This window comes from Pseudomonas sp. S3E12, from assembly GCF_001702295.1.
Classification (GTDB): Bacteria; Pseudomonadota; Gammaproteobacteria; order Pseudomonadales; family Pseudomonadaceae; genus Aquipseudomonas; species Aquipseudomonas marginalis.
Genome location: NZ_MBDT01000005.1, coordinates 325,089 through 343,009, shown reverse-complemented (window position 1 = coordinate 343,009; position 17,921 = coordinate 325,089). Strand labels below are relative to the sequence as shown.

7 protein-coding genes are annotated in these 17,921 nt (G+C 58.4%); 3 read left to right on the top strand and 4 right to left on the bottom strand.

All coding sequences use genetic code 11. The features are described 5' to 3' along the window. Nucleotides 1-53 precede the first annotated feature (53 nt). From BB029_RS31850 to BB029_RS06330, 4 genes are read right to left on the bottom strand one after another with little or no spacing between them, the layout of a single operon-like run. A complete protein-coding gene (locus tag BB029_RS31850; protein WP_083236342.1) occupies nucleotides 54-2,759 on the bottom strand; it encodes an RHS repeat domain-containing protein in 2,706 nt (901 codons plus the stop codon). After that, nucleotides 2,756-7,252: a SpvB/TcaC N-terminal domain-containing protein gene (locus tag BB029_RS06340; RefSeq protein ID WP_065938581.1), complete on the bottom strand. Its 4,497-nt coding sequence runs from the start codon at nucleotides 7,250-7,252 to the stop codon at nucleotides 2,756-2,758. The genes BB029_RS31850 and BB029_RS06340 overlap by 4 nt, the downstream gene beginning before the upstream one ends. Continuing rightward, entirely contained in the window at nucleotides 7,249-12,057 is a 4,809-nt protein-coding gene (locus BB029_RS06335) for a neuraminidase-like domain-containing protein (protein WP_065938580.1), read from the bottom strand. The genes BB029_RS06340 and BB029_RS06335 overlap by 4 nt, the downstream gene beginning before the upstream one ends. Before the next feature lie 26 nt (nucleotides 12,058-12,083). Then, nucleotides 12,084-16,025, bottom strand: coding sequence for a Tc toxin subunit A (locus BB029_RS06330; RefSeq protein WP_065938579.1), 3,942 nt, complete (start codon nucleotides 16,023-16,025; stop codon nucleotides 12,084-12,086). A gap of 181 nt (nucleotides 16,026-16,206) precedes the next feature. Between BB029_RS06330 and BB029_RS06325 the strand changes: the two genes are divergently transcribed. Genes BB029_RS06325 through BB029_RS06315 form a run of 3 tightly spaced genes read left to right on the top strand, consistent with a single transcriptional unit; the run spans nucleotide 16,207 to nucleotide 17,900 of the window. Next, nucleotides 16,207-16,671 (top strand): multidrug transporter, encoded by a 465-nt coding sequence (locus BB029_RS06325; RefSeq protein ID WP_065938578.1) that lies wholly within the window; start codon nucleotides 16,207-16,209, stop codon nucleotides 16,669-16,671. Nucleotides 16,672-16,685: 14 nt separating this feature from the next. Further along, entirely contained in the window at nucleotides 16,686-17,498 is an 813-nt protein-coding gene (locus BB029_RS06320; protein WP_065938577.1) for an SDR family oxidoreductase, read from the top strand. Continuing rightward, nucleotides 17,499-17,900, top strand: a complete 402-nt coding sequence (locus tag BB029_RS06315) for a DUF4440 domain-containing protein (RefSeq protein WP_065938576.1) — start codon at nucleotides 17,499-17,501, stop codon at nucleotides 17,898-17,900. Nucleotides 17,901-17,921: the final 21 nt, after the last annotated feature.

Below are 17,921 nucleotides of genomic sequence, written 5' to 3'. Positions count from 1 at the left end.
GGGTTGGGTGGGGGCTTTTTTTGTTCACTCCCACGCGTTTTTAACAGTTCAAATCACTTATGTTTTCCCCATTTGACGACAGGCTGAGTAGACCTGTTAAACAATACTTGATGAAAAAACCCGATCTCTGCCTTGGCATTATTTAAGTGTTGCTGGACAGGATTATAACGTGGATCAAGATGCGCCCCTCCTACCGAAACTAAGAAAGTCTTATTCGGTTGCTGGCTTGCCGCATCAGCAAGTTTACCCGCCAAATAAGGGTTCACGTAGACGTCACGCCATTCCGAGCTTGTTAAAGACATAAGACCTTTAATCGTTTCAGTGTCATAACCTTCATCGCTGGTAAATTGGGCAACCAAAGATGCTGCCTTTAAACTTAATTCTTCGTTACCCAGAAATAAATCAGACACAAGAGAGGCGCCTAATCGCTCTACCTCGTCACGATCAGAATCGGAGGCTATTTTATTTGAGTCACTATAGTTCATGGCCACATTGAACAAACCCAGTGTCGAACTTACAAGGTTCGAATGCTCCCAGCCTACAAGATCCAGCTTACTCACGTCGAAAGCACTCGGTACAAACTTTTCAGCCTTGGCATGAACATCCGAATTAACCCCCTCGACATACAACGCTAGCCGCCCTGCTTCATAGGCTCGCATAACATCAGGTATTTCAGTTGAAAACACCAAGGGTGGAGTTTCGTGACCGTCACCGGAAAATATAATTTTAGGCAACCCATTTGAAAACACACTCACCACCTCCTCGACATCTAACTCCCGCTCGCCCTTATCAGTGGACATGAACCAGTGCGAAGATATGCGTCCATCTACATCTAAGAAATTAACTGGATTATTTCTAACCATCCGATATAAATTTAAACCATCAACAGCACCTGCTGGATCAGGATTCAACCAACGCTGGTTACAACACATGTAATAACGAGAGCCATAATAATAAAGCCCCGTCGCATCCCGATCTTTTCCCGAATAACCCAACGTGCGATAGCTCTCTTCGCTCGAATTTCCTCGCTCACTAAACGCTGTACTGCCGTACGGATGGTAAGTCTCTCGACTGACAATGCGTGCATCACTGTCCAACTCCAATGAGCAGGAACCGAGGTGATCGCCCAGGCAGTAGCGGTACTGGTCATTGGCAAGCAGCCTGGACGGCAGGGTTTCCCAATGCAGCACCTGCACCGTCATGCGCCCGGCCTGGACGGTGATGACATTCAAGCGGGCACCATCGACATTGCGCGTTTCCAGCCCCGGCAAGTAACGGGTTTCACTGATCACCGTACGAGCATTGGTTTGCAACATGCGCACCTTTCGCTGGCGCATGCCATCAGCTCCGTAGACGTAGCGCTCCGTGTCATCGGGTTGCGAGTCGCGCTCTACCGGCGTGACCTGATGCAGCTGATTACGTACATCCCAATGCAGTGTTCGTGCGTTATCCAGCGCCAACAGATTGCCGTTGTGATCAAACGCAGCGGCTATTTCAGCTTCTGTAGGTGGCCGCCCGTCCCGCAATGGCAGGCACCGATTGCTGTACTTCGCAGCCGTCAATACGCGCCCATGTTGCTGTGGCCCCTGGTGGGTCAGTTCAAGCAAGTTACCGCCTTCGTCATAGCGATAAGCCTGGCGGTAATTGGCCACGGCCCTGGGGGCTTCACGGTGAGCGGGGCCCCGGTTATCACTGCCGGTCTCCCAACCCGTGGCTGCGATCAGTTGGCTAAGGCTGTCGTAGATATAGCGCGTGATCGATTCGATACGCTGGTTGGCGAAGAAGCGCACCGGCAGCGCCTTGTCTTCGATACTGAGGATATTGCCCACCGGGTCATAACCGTAGTTCAGGTCTTGCAAACACTTGCCGTTGAGGTGCCGGGCACGCAGACGAGTCAATCGCCCATCTTCCGGGCGGTAGTCGAACAGGCTGACCACCTGATTGCGCGCCGTTTGTTGCTCGACCCGACCTTGGGCGTTGTAACGGATATCGCGCACCAGCAGTTGTGGTTCAACCTTGCCGTGGAGCAACAGCCCGGCTTCACGCAACTGGCCATCCAGTGTCTGGTTGAAGTACTGGCGATGACCTTGAGCGTCGACTTGCACCGTCAGATCACCCAGCGCGTTGAAACGAAACGCGGTAACCGCTCCGTCGCCCGGCTCCAGCAACGCATCGCGCTGATTGATCAGTAGCGGCCAATCCGGTTCATCCAGCGCTTGCAGAAAATGCTGACGCAACGTCAGCACCTCGCCCGCCAAGCCGTACTCCTCGAACTGGCGTGTGCCGGCGGTATCGTCATGGCGGATCAACTGCCCGCATTGGTTGTGATCGGCAAAGTGTTCCTCGGCGCGCGCATACTCGTAGCGCTGCGTGCAGCCTTGTTCGAATACCGCCGAAGGTCGCAGCCGTTGATCGTACTCAATCAACTGCACACGGCCCCCTGCATCCCAGGCCTGTATCAACTGGCCAGTCTCAGCGAACAGCGAAACGCGCCAACCCGCATCGACACTCTCGGTAGCCAGGGGCGTGTGGTTTAACGAGCGGGTACGGGTCAAGTTGGCCGGGGCCGAATCATCCATGGCCAGGCGCGGGTCCCACTCGGCTTCAAGGCGCCCGACGGCGTCATACAGGTGCCGCTCACAGCGGGCTTGTGCAACCGCGTCCGCTGTATCACGACAGTAGTTGACCGTTGCAATCGTCAGCCCGCGCGGGTCCGAGACGCTCAAAACGGGGGTGTTGGTATGTACCGAACGGTTCATCGACTGCCCCCCTCAGCGTCAACGCGGGCTGCCACCACCTCCTCCCACGTGTCGTTCTCATCCTCGGCAAGGGTGCACCAGGGGAAATAGGTGTGACGCCGCATGTAACCCTCGTTAGCCAGCACGGTCCGGGTCGGGCGCCCCAGCGGATCATAGAACTGTCGATCACAAAACCCGAAGGCCCTGAAGCTGGCATCCTCAATGTAGCGATGATGATCGGCAAAATAAGGCCGATAGATCCGCACAGGCTGGCCCTTGTTGTTGTATTCCACCCGCTCACTGACGCGCCAGCGCGGCACGTCCTGCACGATGATGGGCTGCCCGTGATTGTCCAGCGCCAGAGACCCGTCATCACATACGTGGTAGGCGTAGCCAGGATCGACCCTTTGCTTGAGTTGCAAAGGTCGCCCAAAGCCATCCCAACAGGCCACGCTGATACGAATCTGTTGCTGCTGATCACCCAGGTAGCGATCGGCCTGCAACGTAGCGGCATGCACCGGCTCCCGCTGCGCCGCGTCGATCAAGGCTTGCAACCGTCGGCGGGACGGACTTGATGTATCCAGGGACGTATACCGGCGCGCTGAAGCGCGGATGTGACCGCTGGGCAGCAAGTCGCCCCGCAGGACACATGCCTCCAGCCACACCGGGTCCTGCCGGTCGGCGTCGGGCACGCGTGCCATCCAGCTGAAGGCATCTTCGAAATAGACGCTGGCGGCATCCTGCAACGCGCGGCGCGGCGCGTCGATGGCATTTGCGGGGCTGGTATTTTCCGGGCGCTGGTACTCAGCCAGGGGGGCGAAGCCTGCGGGCATGCCCAACTCAGTGCCACGGACACTGCTGGCAGACACCTGACCGAAAGCATCGTAGCGAACTTCATGGACGTTGCGATTGGGATCAATGATGCATGCCGGCAGAAGCCGCCGGTAGTCGATACGGTCGACATAGGTTTCACAGCCATCCGCCAGTTGTACGCGGGTATTCAGGCACCAAAAAGGGTCATAGCCCAGCTGGGTCACGCCATGACTCTGGGTCTCTCGGACCGTGATCACGCGATGGAACCCCTCGGCCCCGGCATACGTATTGAACCCGTGCCGAACAGACCAAAGTGCGCCCTGGCCAGGTTCGCCCGACTCCAGCAACCACGGCATCTTGTGGTAGCCGGCCTTCAGCAGCGTTTGCTCAAGATCGAACGGTAGCTCGCCTTGCTCATTCCTCAGCAAGTCATAGGCGGACAACGCAATCGGATCCAGCTCGGCGACTTCCCGATGATCCAGCAGCCCTTGGAAACTTGCGCGGCCATCCGGCAAAGCCTGGTACCGCTCAGGTACCTGCGGGTCTCTATAGCGTTGGATCGACTGACCGGCCAGGATTCGCCCGGTGTGTGGATTCTGCGCAATACCGTTGAGGGTGAAAGCCTCGTAGTTGATAGATTGAGGGGTCAGGCCGGAGTCCTTATCGAGCGTCCAGGCGTTTTCGCGGGTTTGGTAGGCCAGGCCCAAGTGCCAGCCTTGCGGGTCGATCAGGTGAATGAAGTTCGCCAGGGATTCATTGAAGTAATACACCTGCTGCTCAGGACAGTGGGCATCGCACCACCAGCGTTTTTCAGGGGGACTCTGCTCTACCGCCATCTTGCAGACAGGGTCATCGGTGACGCACAGCCTTCGCGCATAGCTGATCGTCAAGCCCTGGGTCAGCAGGCCAAACGCATCCCACTGCAAGTTCAGGGTATGTTGGCAAACCGGGTCATCCGCCTGCTGTTCGTAGCGGTAGACAATCGACTCGAGCCCCAAGGCAAGCACCGTGGCATAGGGTGCGAAGTCCCCGCCCGTGGGCCGGTCGTACTTGCGCACCAGGTACCGATTTTGTTCGACGGTATAGGGAACCTCACGGGGACTGCCCAGCGCGAACCGCTCTACACGCAATACCCGGCCCGCCAGCGCGGCACAAATGTCCGGAAGATCGATGTCCTTCGGTTCGACCCGTTGATCAGTACCATCCAGAGCGTGATAGCAACTGAACAGGTGGCTTCCGAGAGGATGGGCCGCCAGGTCGCCACTGAAATACTCATCGCTGGCCTGATGGACAGTACGGCCCACATGAAACCAGGTTTTGCTCAGAAGCGGCGCACTGAAACCGTCATCGCCCGGACCATCGGCGAAGGCCTCGCAGTCGGTTGACAGCAGCAGGCCAAACCCACGGAACTCACGCTGCCGGGCATCGTAATAACCTTCTCGATAGCTGAAACGACGGATCAACTGGTTGCCCGTGATTTCGTCGTGTTCAGTCAGTTGGCTGACCAGCGGGACGGGAAACGGCAATCGACACTCAGGTGTCAGGGAGGCGGCCAGCCTGAGCTGCTTTTCATCCAGCCACTCCTGCGCCGAGCTACGGTAGCCCAGTGTCACCGCCGCTCCCATGTTGTTATTGGTGGCACAGAGCAAATAGGGTTTGGCACTGACAAAGTCGTAGCGCCAATGCCGGGGTGTCATATGAGGAACTGTCAGTACCAGGCTGGAGCAGCCCAACCCTTGTAGATCGGCGACGCTCACTTGGCAGAAACGGTCGTGGCGCACGCCTTCAGGCCATGGCAGGACAAGGGGCCGGTCGGAAAAACCATTGCCGCCTTGGTTCATGAAAATCAACGCGCCCTCAGGCTGCACATAGATCAAATCGACAGCGCCTGAACCGTCGAGGTCCGCCAGCAGCACGTTGGATGCATCGAACGTGGCGTAGTCAAATTCCAGGGCGCTGAACACAAACCCTTTGCCGAAACGCCCACGTCCCAGATTGGGCCAGCATGTGAGTTCGTCATGACGAATGCGGATCAGATGCTGGCTGCCGCTGCCCAGCACATCACTGAAAGCCACCAGCTCAGAGGGGCTGTCACTCAACAGCGGCAAAGCGTCTTCATCCGCTTCCCGAGCCACCTCTTGCCCTGGAGCAAACCCTTGCTCGCGACGACTGGCATACAACCGCACGCTCCGTGGGCCGATCATGGCCAGGTCCGTCAACCCGTTGCCCAGCAGGTCGGCAAGTTGCCCTTGGGGATGAAAGAACTCTTGAGGGAAAGCCGCCAATGTCGCGAAGTTCGACCATGTGCGATCCGGCCGGCAGGTGAAAAAACCCGCCAGGCCGGGCTGCGCCACCACCCAGTCCAGCGAGCCATCACCAGTCATATCACTGAGAAACTGACGTACTGGCGCAGAGGTATCGATCACGGGCATTTGCGCCAGCGTGTGCCACTCGCCATAAGCCACCTCATCAAGATGAGCTGCCGGCTGGGCGCGCAATGGCTCGCGGTAATACCAGGCCTTGTCGGTACGGCGCAGGATGCCCGGCAAGCCTTCGCCATAAAGGTCGACCAGTTGGTAACGATGGCCGTCGTCAAGACCGGGCATAGGATCGAAGGGTTGATAGTGCCCGGCCCCCAGAGGGGGAGCGAAAGGGTTGTAGAAGAACTCCAGCGGCGGACGCGCCTGCACCTCACCCGCCTCGTCATACGCCTGGCTGTGAGCCGCAGAAAGATGGTTGTAGCCCAGCGGCGTTTCCCGGTATTCCAGCAACAGCCCCTTGACCGGCAACGGCTCGGGCCCCAGGTCAGGGAATTGGTGAAGCATCCGTACGCGCCAACACAACCACCGCGTCGTCAATTCAAAGCCGTATTCGAAGCTGGAGAACGGATCGCTGCGCTGCTCAACATAGTCGAACACCAGGTGAAACAGCCATTGCACATCCTGCCAGCCCTCGGCACGCCAGCCATACAGCTGATCGCCGGCCTCGACGTTGCCGTAGCACACCCGGCTCAAGTAACGCTGTGACCGGTAATCGCGTGGTTGGCTTGCATCAGGCCCCTGGCCGTCACACGCGTACTCATAGACGATGTGTTCTCCACAAGTATTGAGGCTCTCGTCCAGCAACCACGCACCGACCCTTTGCGGCCGGTCGGGATCGGCCCGGCGCGATTTGGCGGTTTTGCCATACAGATGCAGGCTGCCGTCGGCGCCGTGAACCAGCCAGAAACCGGCCGCGTCGTCGTCATCGGCCCAGTGTTCGATCCGCGCAAAACTGCTTTCTACCCGGGGCCAATAACGCACCACGGTGTAGTCGCCCACCGGCAGCCCGTTGTAGTCAGTCACCCGCTGGCCGATCAAGGCGCCGGTCTTTGGGTCTCGCTCGGGCATCCATAGGTCACCTTCCGGACCAACGAACAGGTCCTCGTCGGTGTACGCCGGTACGCCATTGGAGGTACGCCGGGTAACCGCTTTGGCGGGGTTGCTCCAGCCGATACCAAATAGGCCATTGCCCACGCTGCTGCTGTAGGTAAGCGCCAATGCCGGTGCAAACCCGCGTCCGAGCGAAATCGGCAGCGGCAGTTCGAATGATGCCCTTCCCGTGGTGCCCACCGCGCCCATACCGTCGCCGAGGCTGCGAATGGCACCGCCGCCCTTAGGCAACGACGGTGGATTGATGTCCAACGCCTTGTCAGCGTTCATGGTGCCGCCCTGGCCGTGTAGCGCAGGTGCACAATGATATCGGTCAGGCTTTCCAGCATGGACCGTTGCCGGTCGTGATTCGGGAAGTGCAACAGCCAGCGAGACACGGCACCGGTGCCCTCGAAAGGCAGGTAACGCACATCGTTGAAATCAAAGGTGAACAGACCGTCATCGTCAATACCTGCGGACAGCGCCACCTGCTGACTGGCCCGCAGGTTCTCCTTGAGACTGCCGTCAGCCATCCGCACGGCACTGTAGGTCTGGGTCAGGGTGGCACGAATATCTTCGTAAGGCCCCACTGTCACCGGCAGGGAAACACTCACACGCTGGATCCGCCGCAGGATATGCCCAGGGTAATCGCTGTCGAGCAGCCCCTGGGTCAGTTCGAACTCGACGCGGCCGTCCTTGACCAGACGCAACTTGGTCGTCGCCCAATCCTGATTGAGCGCGGATGACGGGTCCCGGTCCGGCAATTGACGCAGGGAAACCGTCTTGGTGATTTCCAGATGTCGGTCATTTCGGCTCAGGTAGGCTGCCTCCATTTTCAATAACTGCAAGCCTAATGACTCACCGGCGCCGAGGCCACGATAGCTGTCATTCCAGGCTCCCGTCTGGATAAAGCGGCTGGCGTAATCGGCGGTCTCGAACTGCCAACAGGCTTCGGCCGCCAGGCACAACGCCAGGGCCGCGTCATAAGTCTGGTAGTAGAAGGTTGCGAACTGCCCATTGAGCCACTGGTAAAGCTGGACATTGCTGAATCGACTGCCCAGGAAAGCATACGTGGCCAGTGCATGTGCCTGCGCCACCTCGGCCTGCTGCAGTTGCAATGCGGTGGCGCGGGACTGGGCACGGAGCACATTGAGTTGCGCATCGATCTGTTCGATTTCCAGGGCGGCCTGGTCGCGCGCAAACGTCCATTCCTGATGACGGCGACGGAACTGTTCGGTTCGGTCCAGTGCGTCCGCAACATTATGACTGAGTGCCGCGAGCCCGAAAGCCGCCGCAGACACCATTTGCGGCACCCCTTCCAGCCGCCAGCCGCCGACCATGGCTCCCGCCATTACACCATTGGCAAAACCCACGATTGCCCCGCCCCCGCCCCCAGCCGCATTGGGCGGGATGACCAGCCCGCCGGCTACCGCATCGGATATCGCCCCAACGCCTTCAGCGACGCGTCCGGCCAGGTGCAAGCCCGCAGCGGCTCTCTCGCCACTGTTCACTACCTCATCGGCCAGTTGCGCGTAAAAGCTCAAGCGCTGCTGCACAATCGCCCGACTCGCCTCCAGGGCCTTTTGGCTTTCTTTATCGATAACCTGCGCCTGCTGTTGCAGGTCGATGGAAAATTGCGCGAAATCCCAGGCCTGGCGATATTGCAGCGCTTCGAACTGCGCCTGCTCCTTGCGCTCGATCAACGACAACAAGGTGCCGCCAAACTGGGTCAATGTCTGTACCGCGTTGAGCGCACGCTCATGCATCACGCTGAAGCGGTAATGCGGCACGTCCTGGGCCAACAACCGCGCACTGCCCCCCGCCGCCGCGCCCTGGCCGAACGCCGCCAGCAGATCCCGTGGGTTCAACGGCGCCGCGAATAACGGCAACGACAGCGGCTTGCCATCCAGGGTGCGGCTGTTGCGCAGGTTATCCAGGCGCGACTCAGCGATATCCCAGGTTTTCACCAGATGAGCATTGATCGGCAGGCGCAAGTAATCACTGTCCAGGTCAGCCAGCGTCGGGTCGTGCGAGAAGGTGCGCAGATACAGGGGGGGTTCGGCAAACTGATACAGCGAGTGGCCCTCATTGGCCTGGGCGCTATCGGCGCGCAAGTGGTCCTGCTCAATCAGGCGCTGCTCAAAGGTACGCAGTTGCGTATTGGTGGAATTGCTCAAGACTTGCAGGGTCACAGGCGTCCAGGAGTCCACCAGCTTGATGTCCGGCCGCGGGCCCAGCAGGTCCAGCACGCGCACGTACCACAACTTGGCTTCGCCGAGGCTGTCGGGGGTCAGTTGCCGATAGGCAGCATCGCCCCGGTCCAGCAGGTTTTTCAGGTAGTGCAGGTAGATCGCCTTGCGGTAGCGCACCGGGTGACTGCTGGCGATGCCGTCCGGGTCGGCGGGCTTGCGGGTGGCGTGGTCCATCTGCAACAGGCCGTCCATCAAGGGGCGCACGTTCCAGTAATCGGGGCGCCCCTTGCTGTCTTGTTTACGCGACGGGTCGAAGATAAAGCCTAGCCACCGTTCGGCCTCGTCGAACTGCAGCTCCAGGTTCAAGCGCTGGCTGACCAGGAAGGGCAGGTGCAGGAACAACTCCCAGAAGTACTTGCCGTTGGCACCATGGAAATCCATGCGATTGACCGCAGCCGGCGGCTGTAACGGCGGCTCTTCCAGGCCCTGGGTTTCCCAGGTCAGGAGGTTTTCCAGGGCGATGTTGGCGCGTTGGATCAGTTCGCGGGCGAATAGGGTATTCATACGGATGGGCTGGCGGGGAGCACTGGCGTCGTCGCTCAGGTGGATGCCGGAGCCGGTGAAGTCGATGAATTCGGCGATGCCCAGGGTGGGGCTGGCGCGGGTGCTGATTCGCGGCGCGATCAGGGGGGTTCGAATAGCAGGGACGAGTTCCAGTTCAACGAGGGACAGTTTGAGGGTATGTCCCACTGCCAAGTTGTTATCAAAGGCTTTTAGGCCGTGAATCAGTGGAATTTTTTTTGAACCGACAGGCCAGTCGACATTCCAGTCCGGTAACAGGGTTTCAGGGTTAATGGGGATTGATACTGTCTGGGTATCGGGGGGGAGTCTTGAAGAAACAGTCGTTGAGTAAAAAAGCCACCGTTCTCCCGGAAACGCAGGTGTAGGGGTCTTCACGTCAACGGGTCTTAATATAAGACTCTGGAAGAGAGGTCTATGGACTTGCTGAATAATATCCGCATGATAAGAATATAAACTGCCTCCAGCAAAACCAATATAAAAATACGTGACAAATTGTGCGTTATCAGGGGAAAGCAACGAAAGTGCTGCCTTAAATATTCGTTTACCTTCCAATGAGACAGAAGCACCCGATGGTAAAGCTGGAAGCGAACAAGTCGAAAGAACATCACTGTCCCGAAGATAATAGTCGAGAGCACCAATCTGAGATGTCTGCAAACTAAAAGAACATACGTTATTATTGACTGCGGAAAACCCACCTCCCTCGACAGTCATCGTGGATCCTTTCAAGAGAGTTACGTTTTCTCCTCCCCCCATCGAAGGCGAGGTAACCAACACCAAGGTAAACTTATGACTCACCAACCCCGCGCTGACTCGGGTAACGATTTCTTGGGACGCCACCGAACTCACCAACTTTGACTCAAACTCCAAAGCCTGTGCCAACACGTTATATCTTACTTCAGTCCCTTTTCTTGGAGTAAAAATCCTATTCTGCCAATTCATATAGTTCCAATTATCCGAACTCGTATGAGGCGAACTCGTTTCGACACTTTTCACCGCAACCATAAAAGCCGGCAATTTGAACTGAAAGCGCCCGTAATTATCAAGAACAAATATTCTTGCCGCTTTAAGCACATACGGTTTCTTTATCCCTCCATCCCCCACGCCTACATGAAGAACAACTCCGCGTTCAGGAAACAGCGGCGTCACATTAAAGTTCTTATCGATCCATGCCGTCCTCAGAAAAGCATACTTATCCTGCGTACCGTCTACCGATGCGCCGCTCTCATAACCCGCATACATCGCGACCAGCATGGACTCCGGCGAAGCCGAGCTATCTGCTACTGCGATGCTTTCCACCAGCGCCGGTAAATCTCGTGATTTGAACAGCGGCGCCTCACTCCAGGCCTCAATGACGGTTTGCGGCACACTCCAACTGTCATCGTACTTTTTGTAGACCAGGTTCAGGCGCAACATCGGATTGCTGCCGGCTTGGGTTTGTGGTGAACCTGGATCAGGAGGTTTGGGCGTACCCGGGAGAAACCCCTGCTCAACCGTGACCGCAGCGGAGTTGCTACCTACACACTCCACCCAAAACACAAACAACCGATTATTGAACACCACCGGCCGAATCGTGCGCTCAATGGCGCTCGCCGAAATCGGCAGGGCAGCCTTATGCCAATCCGACCAGGCACCGGGTTGCGGGTAATCGAATTTCGGCCGATTGGGGTTGCTACCCGAAAGGTCCTTGTACGTGCGCTGGGACATGTCCACCGAGCGCCAGTAATAGGCATTTTCGGCCCTGGACTTGCCGATGAAGTAGTACAGGCCGTTCTTGAAATCATCGGTGTTGATATAGCCGTTGATGATCGTCAGGTTGGCCACTTCCTCGAAGCTGGCCAGGTAGCTGAGCACTGCCTCTTGGGTGGTGTCGATATGAATCTTGTTCTGGTTGATGTCGTTTTCCAGTTGCTGGAAGTACGTCGACTTGCTCAGGCGCAGCGACGGGTCGATGTACACCTCGGGGTAGTACTGCAACTGCTGGTTGGCGGCCCAGATCGGGTACTGGCTGTTGATCTCGCGCCATTGGGTAATCAGGTGTTCTTCCATGACCCTGGTTTCATAACCTGGCTCCATGCCCATCAGCGCGCCATTGATGTATTGCTGCAAGCTGGCAATCGCCGACGCGACCGGGCTGGTGGTCACGTCCTGGCTGACCAGCACGTCCAACAGTTTGTATTCGTAAAGGTCATTGGCCGTCTTGAGCTTGTCAGACAACTGGGCGCCGATAAACTCCTGAGTGTTGGGCACCACCACGTTGAGGTAGTAAGCCACCAGCACATCGCGCAGGGTTTCGTTGAGCTGGCAGTCGATGGACTTGGACATGATCGCGCCTCCTAAAGGTGATGACGTCAACGACTGGCGGCCACGGCCGCTTCACCGGCCGCCTGCCAAGCGGTACTCGCGCTGTCGATGTGCAGTGCCGTGAACGCCAGCAGATCGCTCGCGGAAAACCCGCTGGCGGCACAGTCGTTCTGGCAGCGCAGTACCCAGTCCACGTCGGCCATCGACGTAGCACGGCCCATTGGCAGCTCCTGGAACAACCGGCGAATGTCTTGCGCGTACCAGCCCAGCAAATTGGCCAGCACCTCGGCACTTTGCTCATTGACAGCGCTGCGCAACGCTTTGTTCTTGAGCGCTGCCGTGGGGGGGTTGGCACTGATGAAGTAGCCCAACAACGCCTCTTCGGCCTGGCTCTGGCGCTTGAGCCATTGGGTATACCGGCCGAGTAAATACAGGCTGGCCCAGGACAGCTCGCGGCTGTCGGTGCCGATCAGCCAGTGCGGCCGAGCCAGGAACAGCCGTAATGCGCTGGTACTCAGGCCCAGATGCAGAACCGCCTGGGCATGACGCAGCACCGCGCGCAGTTGTTCGATCAGGGAAGGGGCGGCATCGGCGTGCGTGCCCAGTTGCAGCACCCTCGACAGCAGTTGATACACCGTGGTCTGCGCCCAATGCACCACCACTGCGGTACGGTCCATGGGCAGATTGATCATTTCCTGGGCCAGGCCTTCGATCAGTCGCAGTTGCCGGCCATGCCCGTTCAAAAACAACGTGCCGAGTTTTTCCAGGCTGGCAGCCCTGACTTCGCTGTCCAAGTTCAGGGGCTTGAGTGCCTCCACCAACGCCGCCTGCAACTGCGCCTGGGTGTTATCGACCATCTCCAGCGGCAGGGCCTTTACAAGGCCCTCTGGATCAAGCAATGGCAACAGTACCGTACGCCACTGGATGACATCGCCGGGGCCACGGGCCTTGGTGGTCTTTTCATGGGTGGGCAAGTTCAGCGCCAGGATCTGCTGGTCGGTGACAAGCACCGCCCGGGTCTCCTCGGCCAACTTCGCCAGGCGATCCGTCAATCCCTCGGGCGGCAGATAGTCGCCAGGGGTGAGCCCAAGAATCTGGCGCACCTGGGTAACGCTTTGCCGGCTGTCCTTGAGCCAGGTCACCGCCCAATCCATTTGCATCAACACATCGAGAATGTCAGGCGCCTGTGTGGCACGATCGCCATGGGCAATGTCCGTTATTGTCAGGTCGCGGTTGCCGAGAGCGCCGCATTTCACCCGTAGATAGCTGATCTGGCCTGGCAACTGAGTGATGGCTTCCCAAGCCTGCCGCATGATTTGCTTGTGACTCAACGAAATAGATTGCCCGGCGTGCAGCACACCGAGCGTGAGCACATTTCCATCGGTGTTTTTCAAGAATTGTGGCACATCGGGGGCCGCCGGTAACCGGGTCAGGGTAAACACGCGTGCAGTGCCGGGCGCCTCGAAATCAGTCCCCGCTTCGACCACCAACTCTGACCCCGGCAATAAACGCAAAAGCTCACCGGGTTCTTCAGGGACCACGACCAGCGTCAAGCGGATACTCACACCGTTGACGCTATCAACCGCCTTGACCACCACCGGTTTGAGTGATTGCGCTATCGGTGCTGCCAACCGCCCGGTACACACCAAACGCTGGTAATCCGCCCCGCCCAACACATCCAGCAATGCCCAACCGTCTTGCGACGAGAGCCCGAACATCTGCGCCATACGAGCTTGGCGGTACAACGACGACACGGTTTCCAGGTCACGTTGCAACGGGCCGACATACAGCGCTGTTTGTGCGCACAGGCGAAACAGCGACGACTCGGTAGGCTGTAAGCCAAGGCCAGCGCACAGTTGCGCCACGGTTTTCGTCGAGGCGGCATCCAGGCCTGGAACACTGAACGGTTTCTGATCGAGCACCAGCGGTGTATCGAACAACGCGACAGGGTTGAACACCTGGTCAAACAACGCCATACCCTCGCCGCTGGTATAGGGCGTGAGGTCATGCATGAACGCGGCGAACTCTTGCGGCTTGATCCGATAGCGCCCGCTGAGATAGCGATAGACCCCCAAGGCTCGCAGGGTATTGAGGTTCAAGTCCATGCCCAGGTTATCTTCACCTTCGCTGCGAATGGCACTGATGATCAAGGTGTCCAGTTCGGCAAACGGAATATCGAGCCAGCGTTGCAGGCGAATCATACGTTGCAGACGATCAAAACGCTGGGCGGAGGTCTTGGTCAGGTACCAGACAGTGCGGCCACCGCCCTGAACCTCTCTGAACCCCATCGAGTTATCGACCTGATCGCGTCGGATAGAAGCGGTGGTGGCAGGCAATACGCTGTCGTAACGACTGGAGCCATGACCATTGACGTAACACGCGCCATAGTGATTGGCATGCGGGTACCGCGCCCCCACGCCCCCACCCTCCTTCTCCAGGTTGGTGCTTGGGCAATTGGGCGACAGGCGCGGGAAGTGCTTGCGTTGCGATAAAAGCGCCTCCACCTGCTCGGCGCTCAACTCGGTCTGCTGCATGAAAACCTTGAGTTCGATCAGTACCTCATCGCCCCGATCCGTCTGGCTTTCCAGACCATAACTACGCCGGAAGAACGCTTGCTGCTCGGCAGGCCTCGTGATTTTCCCATCCTGCGTCAGCGTCACACTCAGCGCAGCCAGGCTGACGGGGATTGATGAAAACCTCGTGGTCGTGGTGATGATAAATAAAGCGCTATAACCAGGACCTTCCGGGGAAGGCGCGCTTTCTGCCGATCGGATGCATGGCACGCGCGAGTCTGATCGTGTGGAGGAAATCAAATGATTGAGTTTCACTCGAGAAGTACTGGCCACACTGCCTGAGCTGAACACAAACCTTTCCTCACGCCTGGCACTTTCCCCCGGCTTGCAGAATTCGACCCTGACATAGTTGAGCGGAGAGGTGTAGCCACTCAATAGATGCGCAATGGGCTCGACCTCTTTAATTGCCGTTTGCCCGAGATGCAGCAGAAAACCCACACCCAGCGCTTTGTGTGGGCTGAGGTGAGACGTTCCGGGGCCTGCCCATATGGTTTTTCCAGCCAGCTCGGCTCTGGACAGATAAAACGTCGTAAATAACGACGGTTCAATCAGCAACGCCTGCTGCTGAGGACTCAGCCCGGACAGCATACGTTGCGCTTCTAGCCTTGCATTCTGCACCGCCCCATACGTATTGCGTCCACCCAGGGTAGCCGGTAGCTCCCGGCTGATGCGGTAGTTCAATTCGCCCAGTTGCCAGTTCTTTTCTGCCAGCCCCAACCTGCATTGATGGTGTGGAAAGTTGTAGGGAAAAATGAAGGGGTGTCGGCGATCAGCCAATAATTCGTAAATCGCTTGGTCTGTTCCGGGAATACTTGGTGAGTAACGCTTGATATCGTCCTTGAGCACCTCATTGACCTGCTCCAGCATCGGCCTGGCGGTATAGGTGCTTTGCTGATCAATCAGCAACCTTGCAAGATCAGGTCGGCGCGTGTTCAACAATATCTTGGGGTGGGTGCCTTGACCCGAAGTCTCTAATATTCTCGTGGCAAAGTAGTACAACGACCGCAAGTAAGCCACGGGCGAATCAACGGCCGCCAAGGCACCGACCTTGCAGAACTCATCCCAGTTTTCCTTGAACAGGTTGGGGTAACTGGGGCCGATTTCAGTCAGTGCACGTACACCCGTGCGTTGGGTCAGGTCTTGATACCTGCCGCTGGACACTTGCTGCTCGCGAAAGAGGCGACCGATCTGCACGGCGTAACACATCGCGTTGTCGTAAGCGGCTGCACCGTCGGCGTCGCAGATATCACCCAGGCGCTCGATGAACTCAGGTTTTGAATGGCCAATGATGTCGAAGACCGACGCTATGCCCAACTGCTGCATGGCCGTAATGAAGTTGACCTTGCCTCGTGCGGTCTGTTTTTCGGCGGGATCATCAACCAGGTTAAGCAGCAGTCGATTACTCTTGGGTTCCATGTGTGTCATCACCCAGCATCGGAGTCTGTACGCACCACATTAGCGCCAACCCAAGGATCGTGAACCTGTGAAACCTGACAGGTACAAGGTCTCATCCGACCAAAAGCGCTACGTCAAAGCGAAGATGGTCAATACCACGCGGGCTTGAGTAGGATGTCTGCTCTCTCTAGGAGGTTGCCCCATGTTCTTCGGCGTTCTACTGATCATCACCTGGCTGATCCTCCTGCTGCGCTACCCGGCCAAGGCATTGCCAGTGTCGCTGGCCGCTGCCGTCGGCCTGGGTCTTGTCGCGGTGTGGGTGGTCTGGCTGGACAACCGCGAAGCCTCACAACTGGCGCGCCTGGAACTGCGCATCACCTACGCCCCGCAGGAATGCCCGGCCGACCGCCCGCTCAAGCTGACCCTGAACAACGGCAACGACGTCCCCCTCACCGAACTGCGCTGGCGCGTCGCCGCCTATGCGCCGGGCGATACGGTCAACCTGGCCGACAACGTCTACGCCGCCCCGCGCTATCGTGGCCCCGGCGAGTTGCAGGCCGGCGCCACTTGGGACGACTGCCTGCCCACCCCGCCCCTGCGCTCCGGCTACCGCGCGCAAACCCTGGAATTTCGCGCCGAGCACCTGCAAGGCAGCTTCTCGGACTGACAAAGGACTGATCCATGCCCAACGTACTCATCACCGGTTGCTCCAGCGGTATTGGCCGCGCCCTGGCCGAGGCCTTCAAATCCGCCGGTTTCAACGTGTGGGCCAGCGCCCGCCGCCCGCAAGACGTCACCGCCCTCGCCGCTGCGGGTTTCAATGCCGTCGAACTCGACGTCAACGACAGTGCCGCTTTACAGCGCCTGGCCGAACAGCTGGGCGAGCTGGATGTACTGATCAACAACGCCGGCTACGGCGCCATGGGCCCGCTGCTCGATGGCGGTACCGAGGCGATGCAGCGCCAGTTCGAGACCAACGTATTTTCCATCGTCGGCGTGACCCAGGCGCTGTTCCCTGCCCTGCGCAAGCGCAAAGGGCTGGTGGTGAATATCGGCAGCGTTTCCGGCGTGCTGGTCACACCGTTTGCCGGCGCCTACTGCGCGTCCAAGGCGGCGGTGCATGCGTTGAGTGATGCACTGCGCATGGAGCTGGCGCCGTTTGGGGTGCGGGTGATGGAGGTCCAGCCCGGTGCCATCAATACAAGCTTCGCAAAAAACGCCGGCGCCCAGGCCGAACTGTTAATCAACGAAAAATCGCCGTGGTGGCCGTTGCGCGAGGGCATTCGCGCACGCAGCCAGGCCTCTCAGGACAAGCCCACCCCGGCCAGCGTGTTTGCAGCGGATGTGCTCAAGGCGGTGCAACAACCACAACCGCCGCGCCTGTTGCGTTCGGGCAATGGCAGTCGGGCGTTGCCGTTGATGGCCGCGTTGTTGCCCAAGGGGTTATTGGAAGCCGTGTTGAAAAAACGCTTTGGTTTGAATGGGAGTTTGTAAATGATCGACTACAGCGATTTTTTTGAAGAAGTGATCCAGACCCACGTCGAGATCGAGCAATGGTTTGCCGGGGTTGCGCCGGAAGGCACCCTGCAAAGCCTGCTTGCGCGCTTCTCGCCCGAGTTCAGCATGATCGCCCCCGCCACCGGCACACGCGTCAATGCGGCCGGGGTCAACGCGCTGTTCACTCGCCTGGGTGGTATGCGCCCAGGGTTGAAGATCACCTTGAGTGAAATGGCTGGGATTGACCGGCATGCGCGCGGCGCAACGGTGACTTATCGCGAACATCAGATCGATGCCAGCGGCACGCAGACGGATCGCCGTGCCACGGTGGTGTTTGAAAAACAGGCCAGTGGTGCACTGCTGTGGCGTCATCTGCATGAAACATTTATCAAGGCCTGACTCGGTCAAATGTGGGAGGGG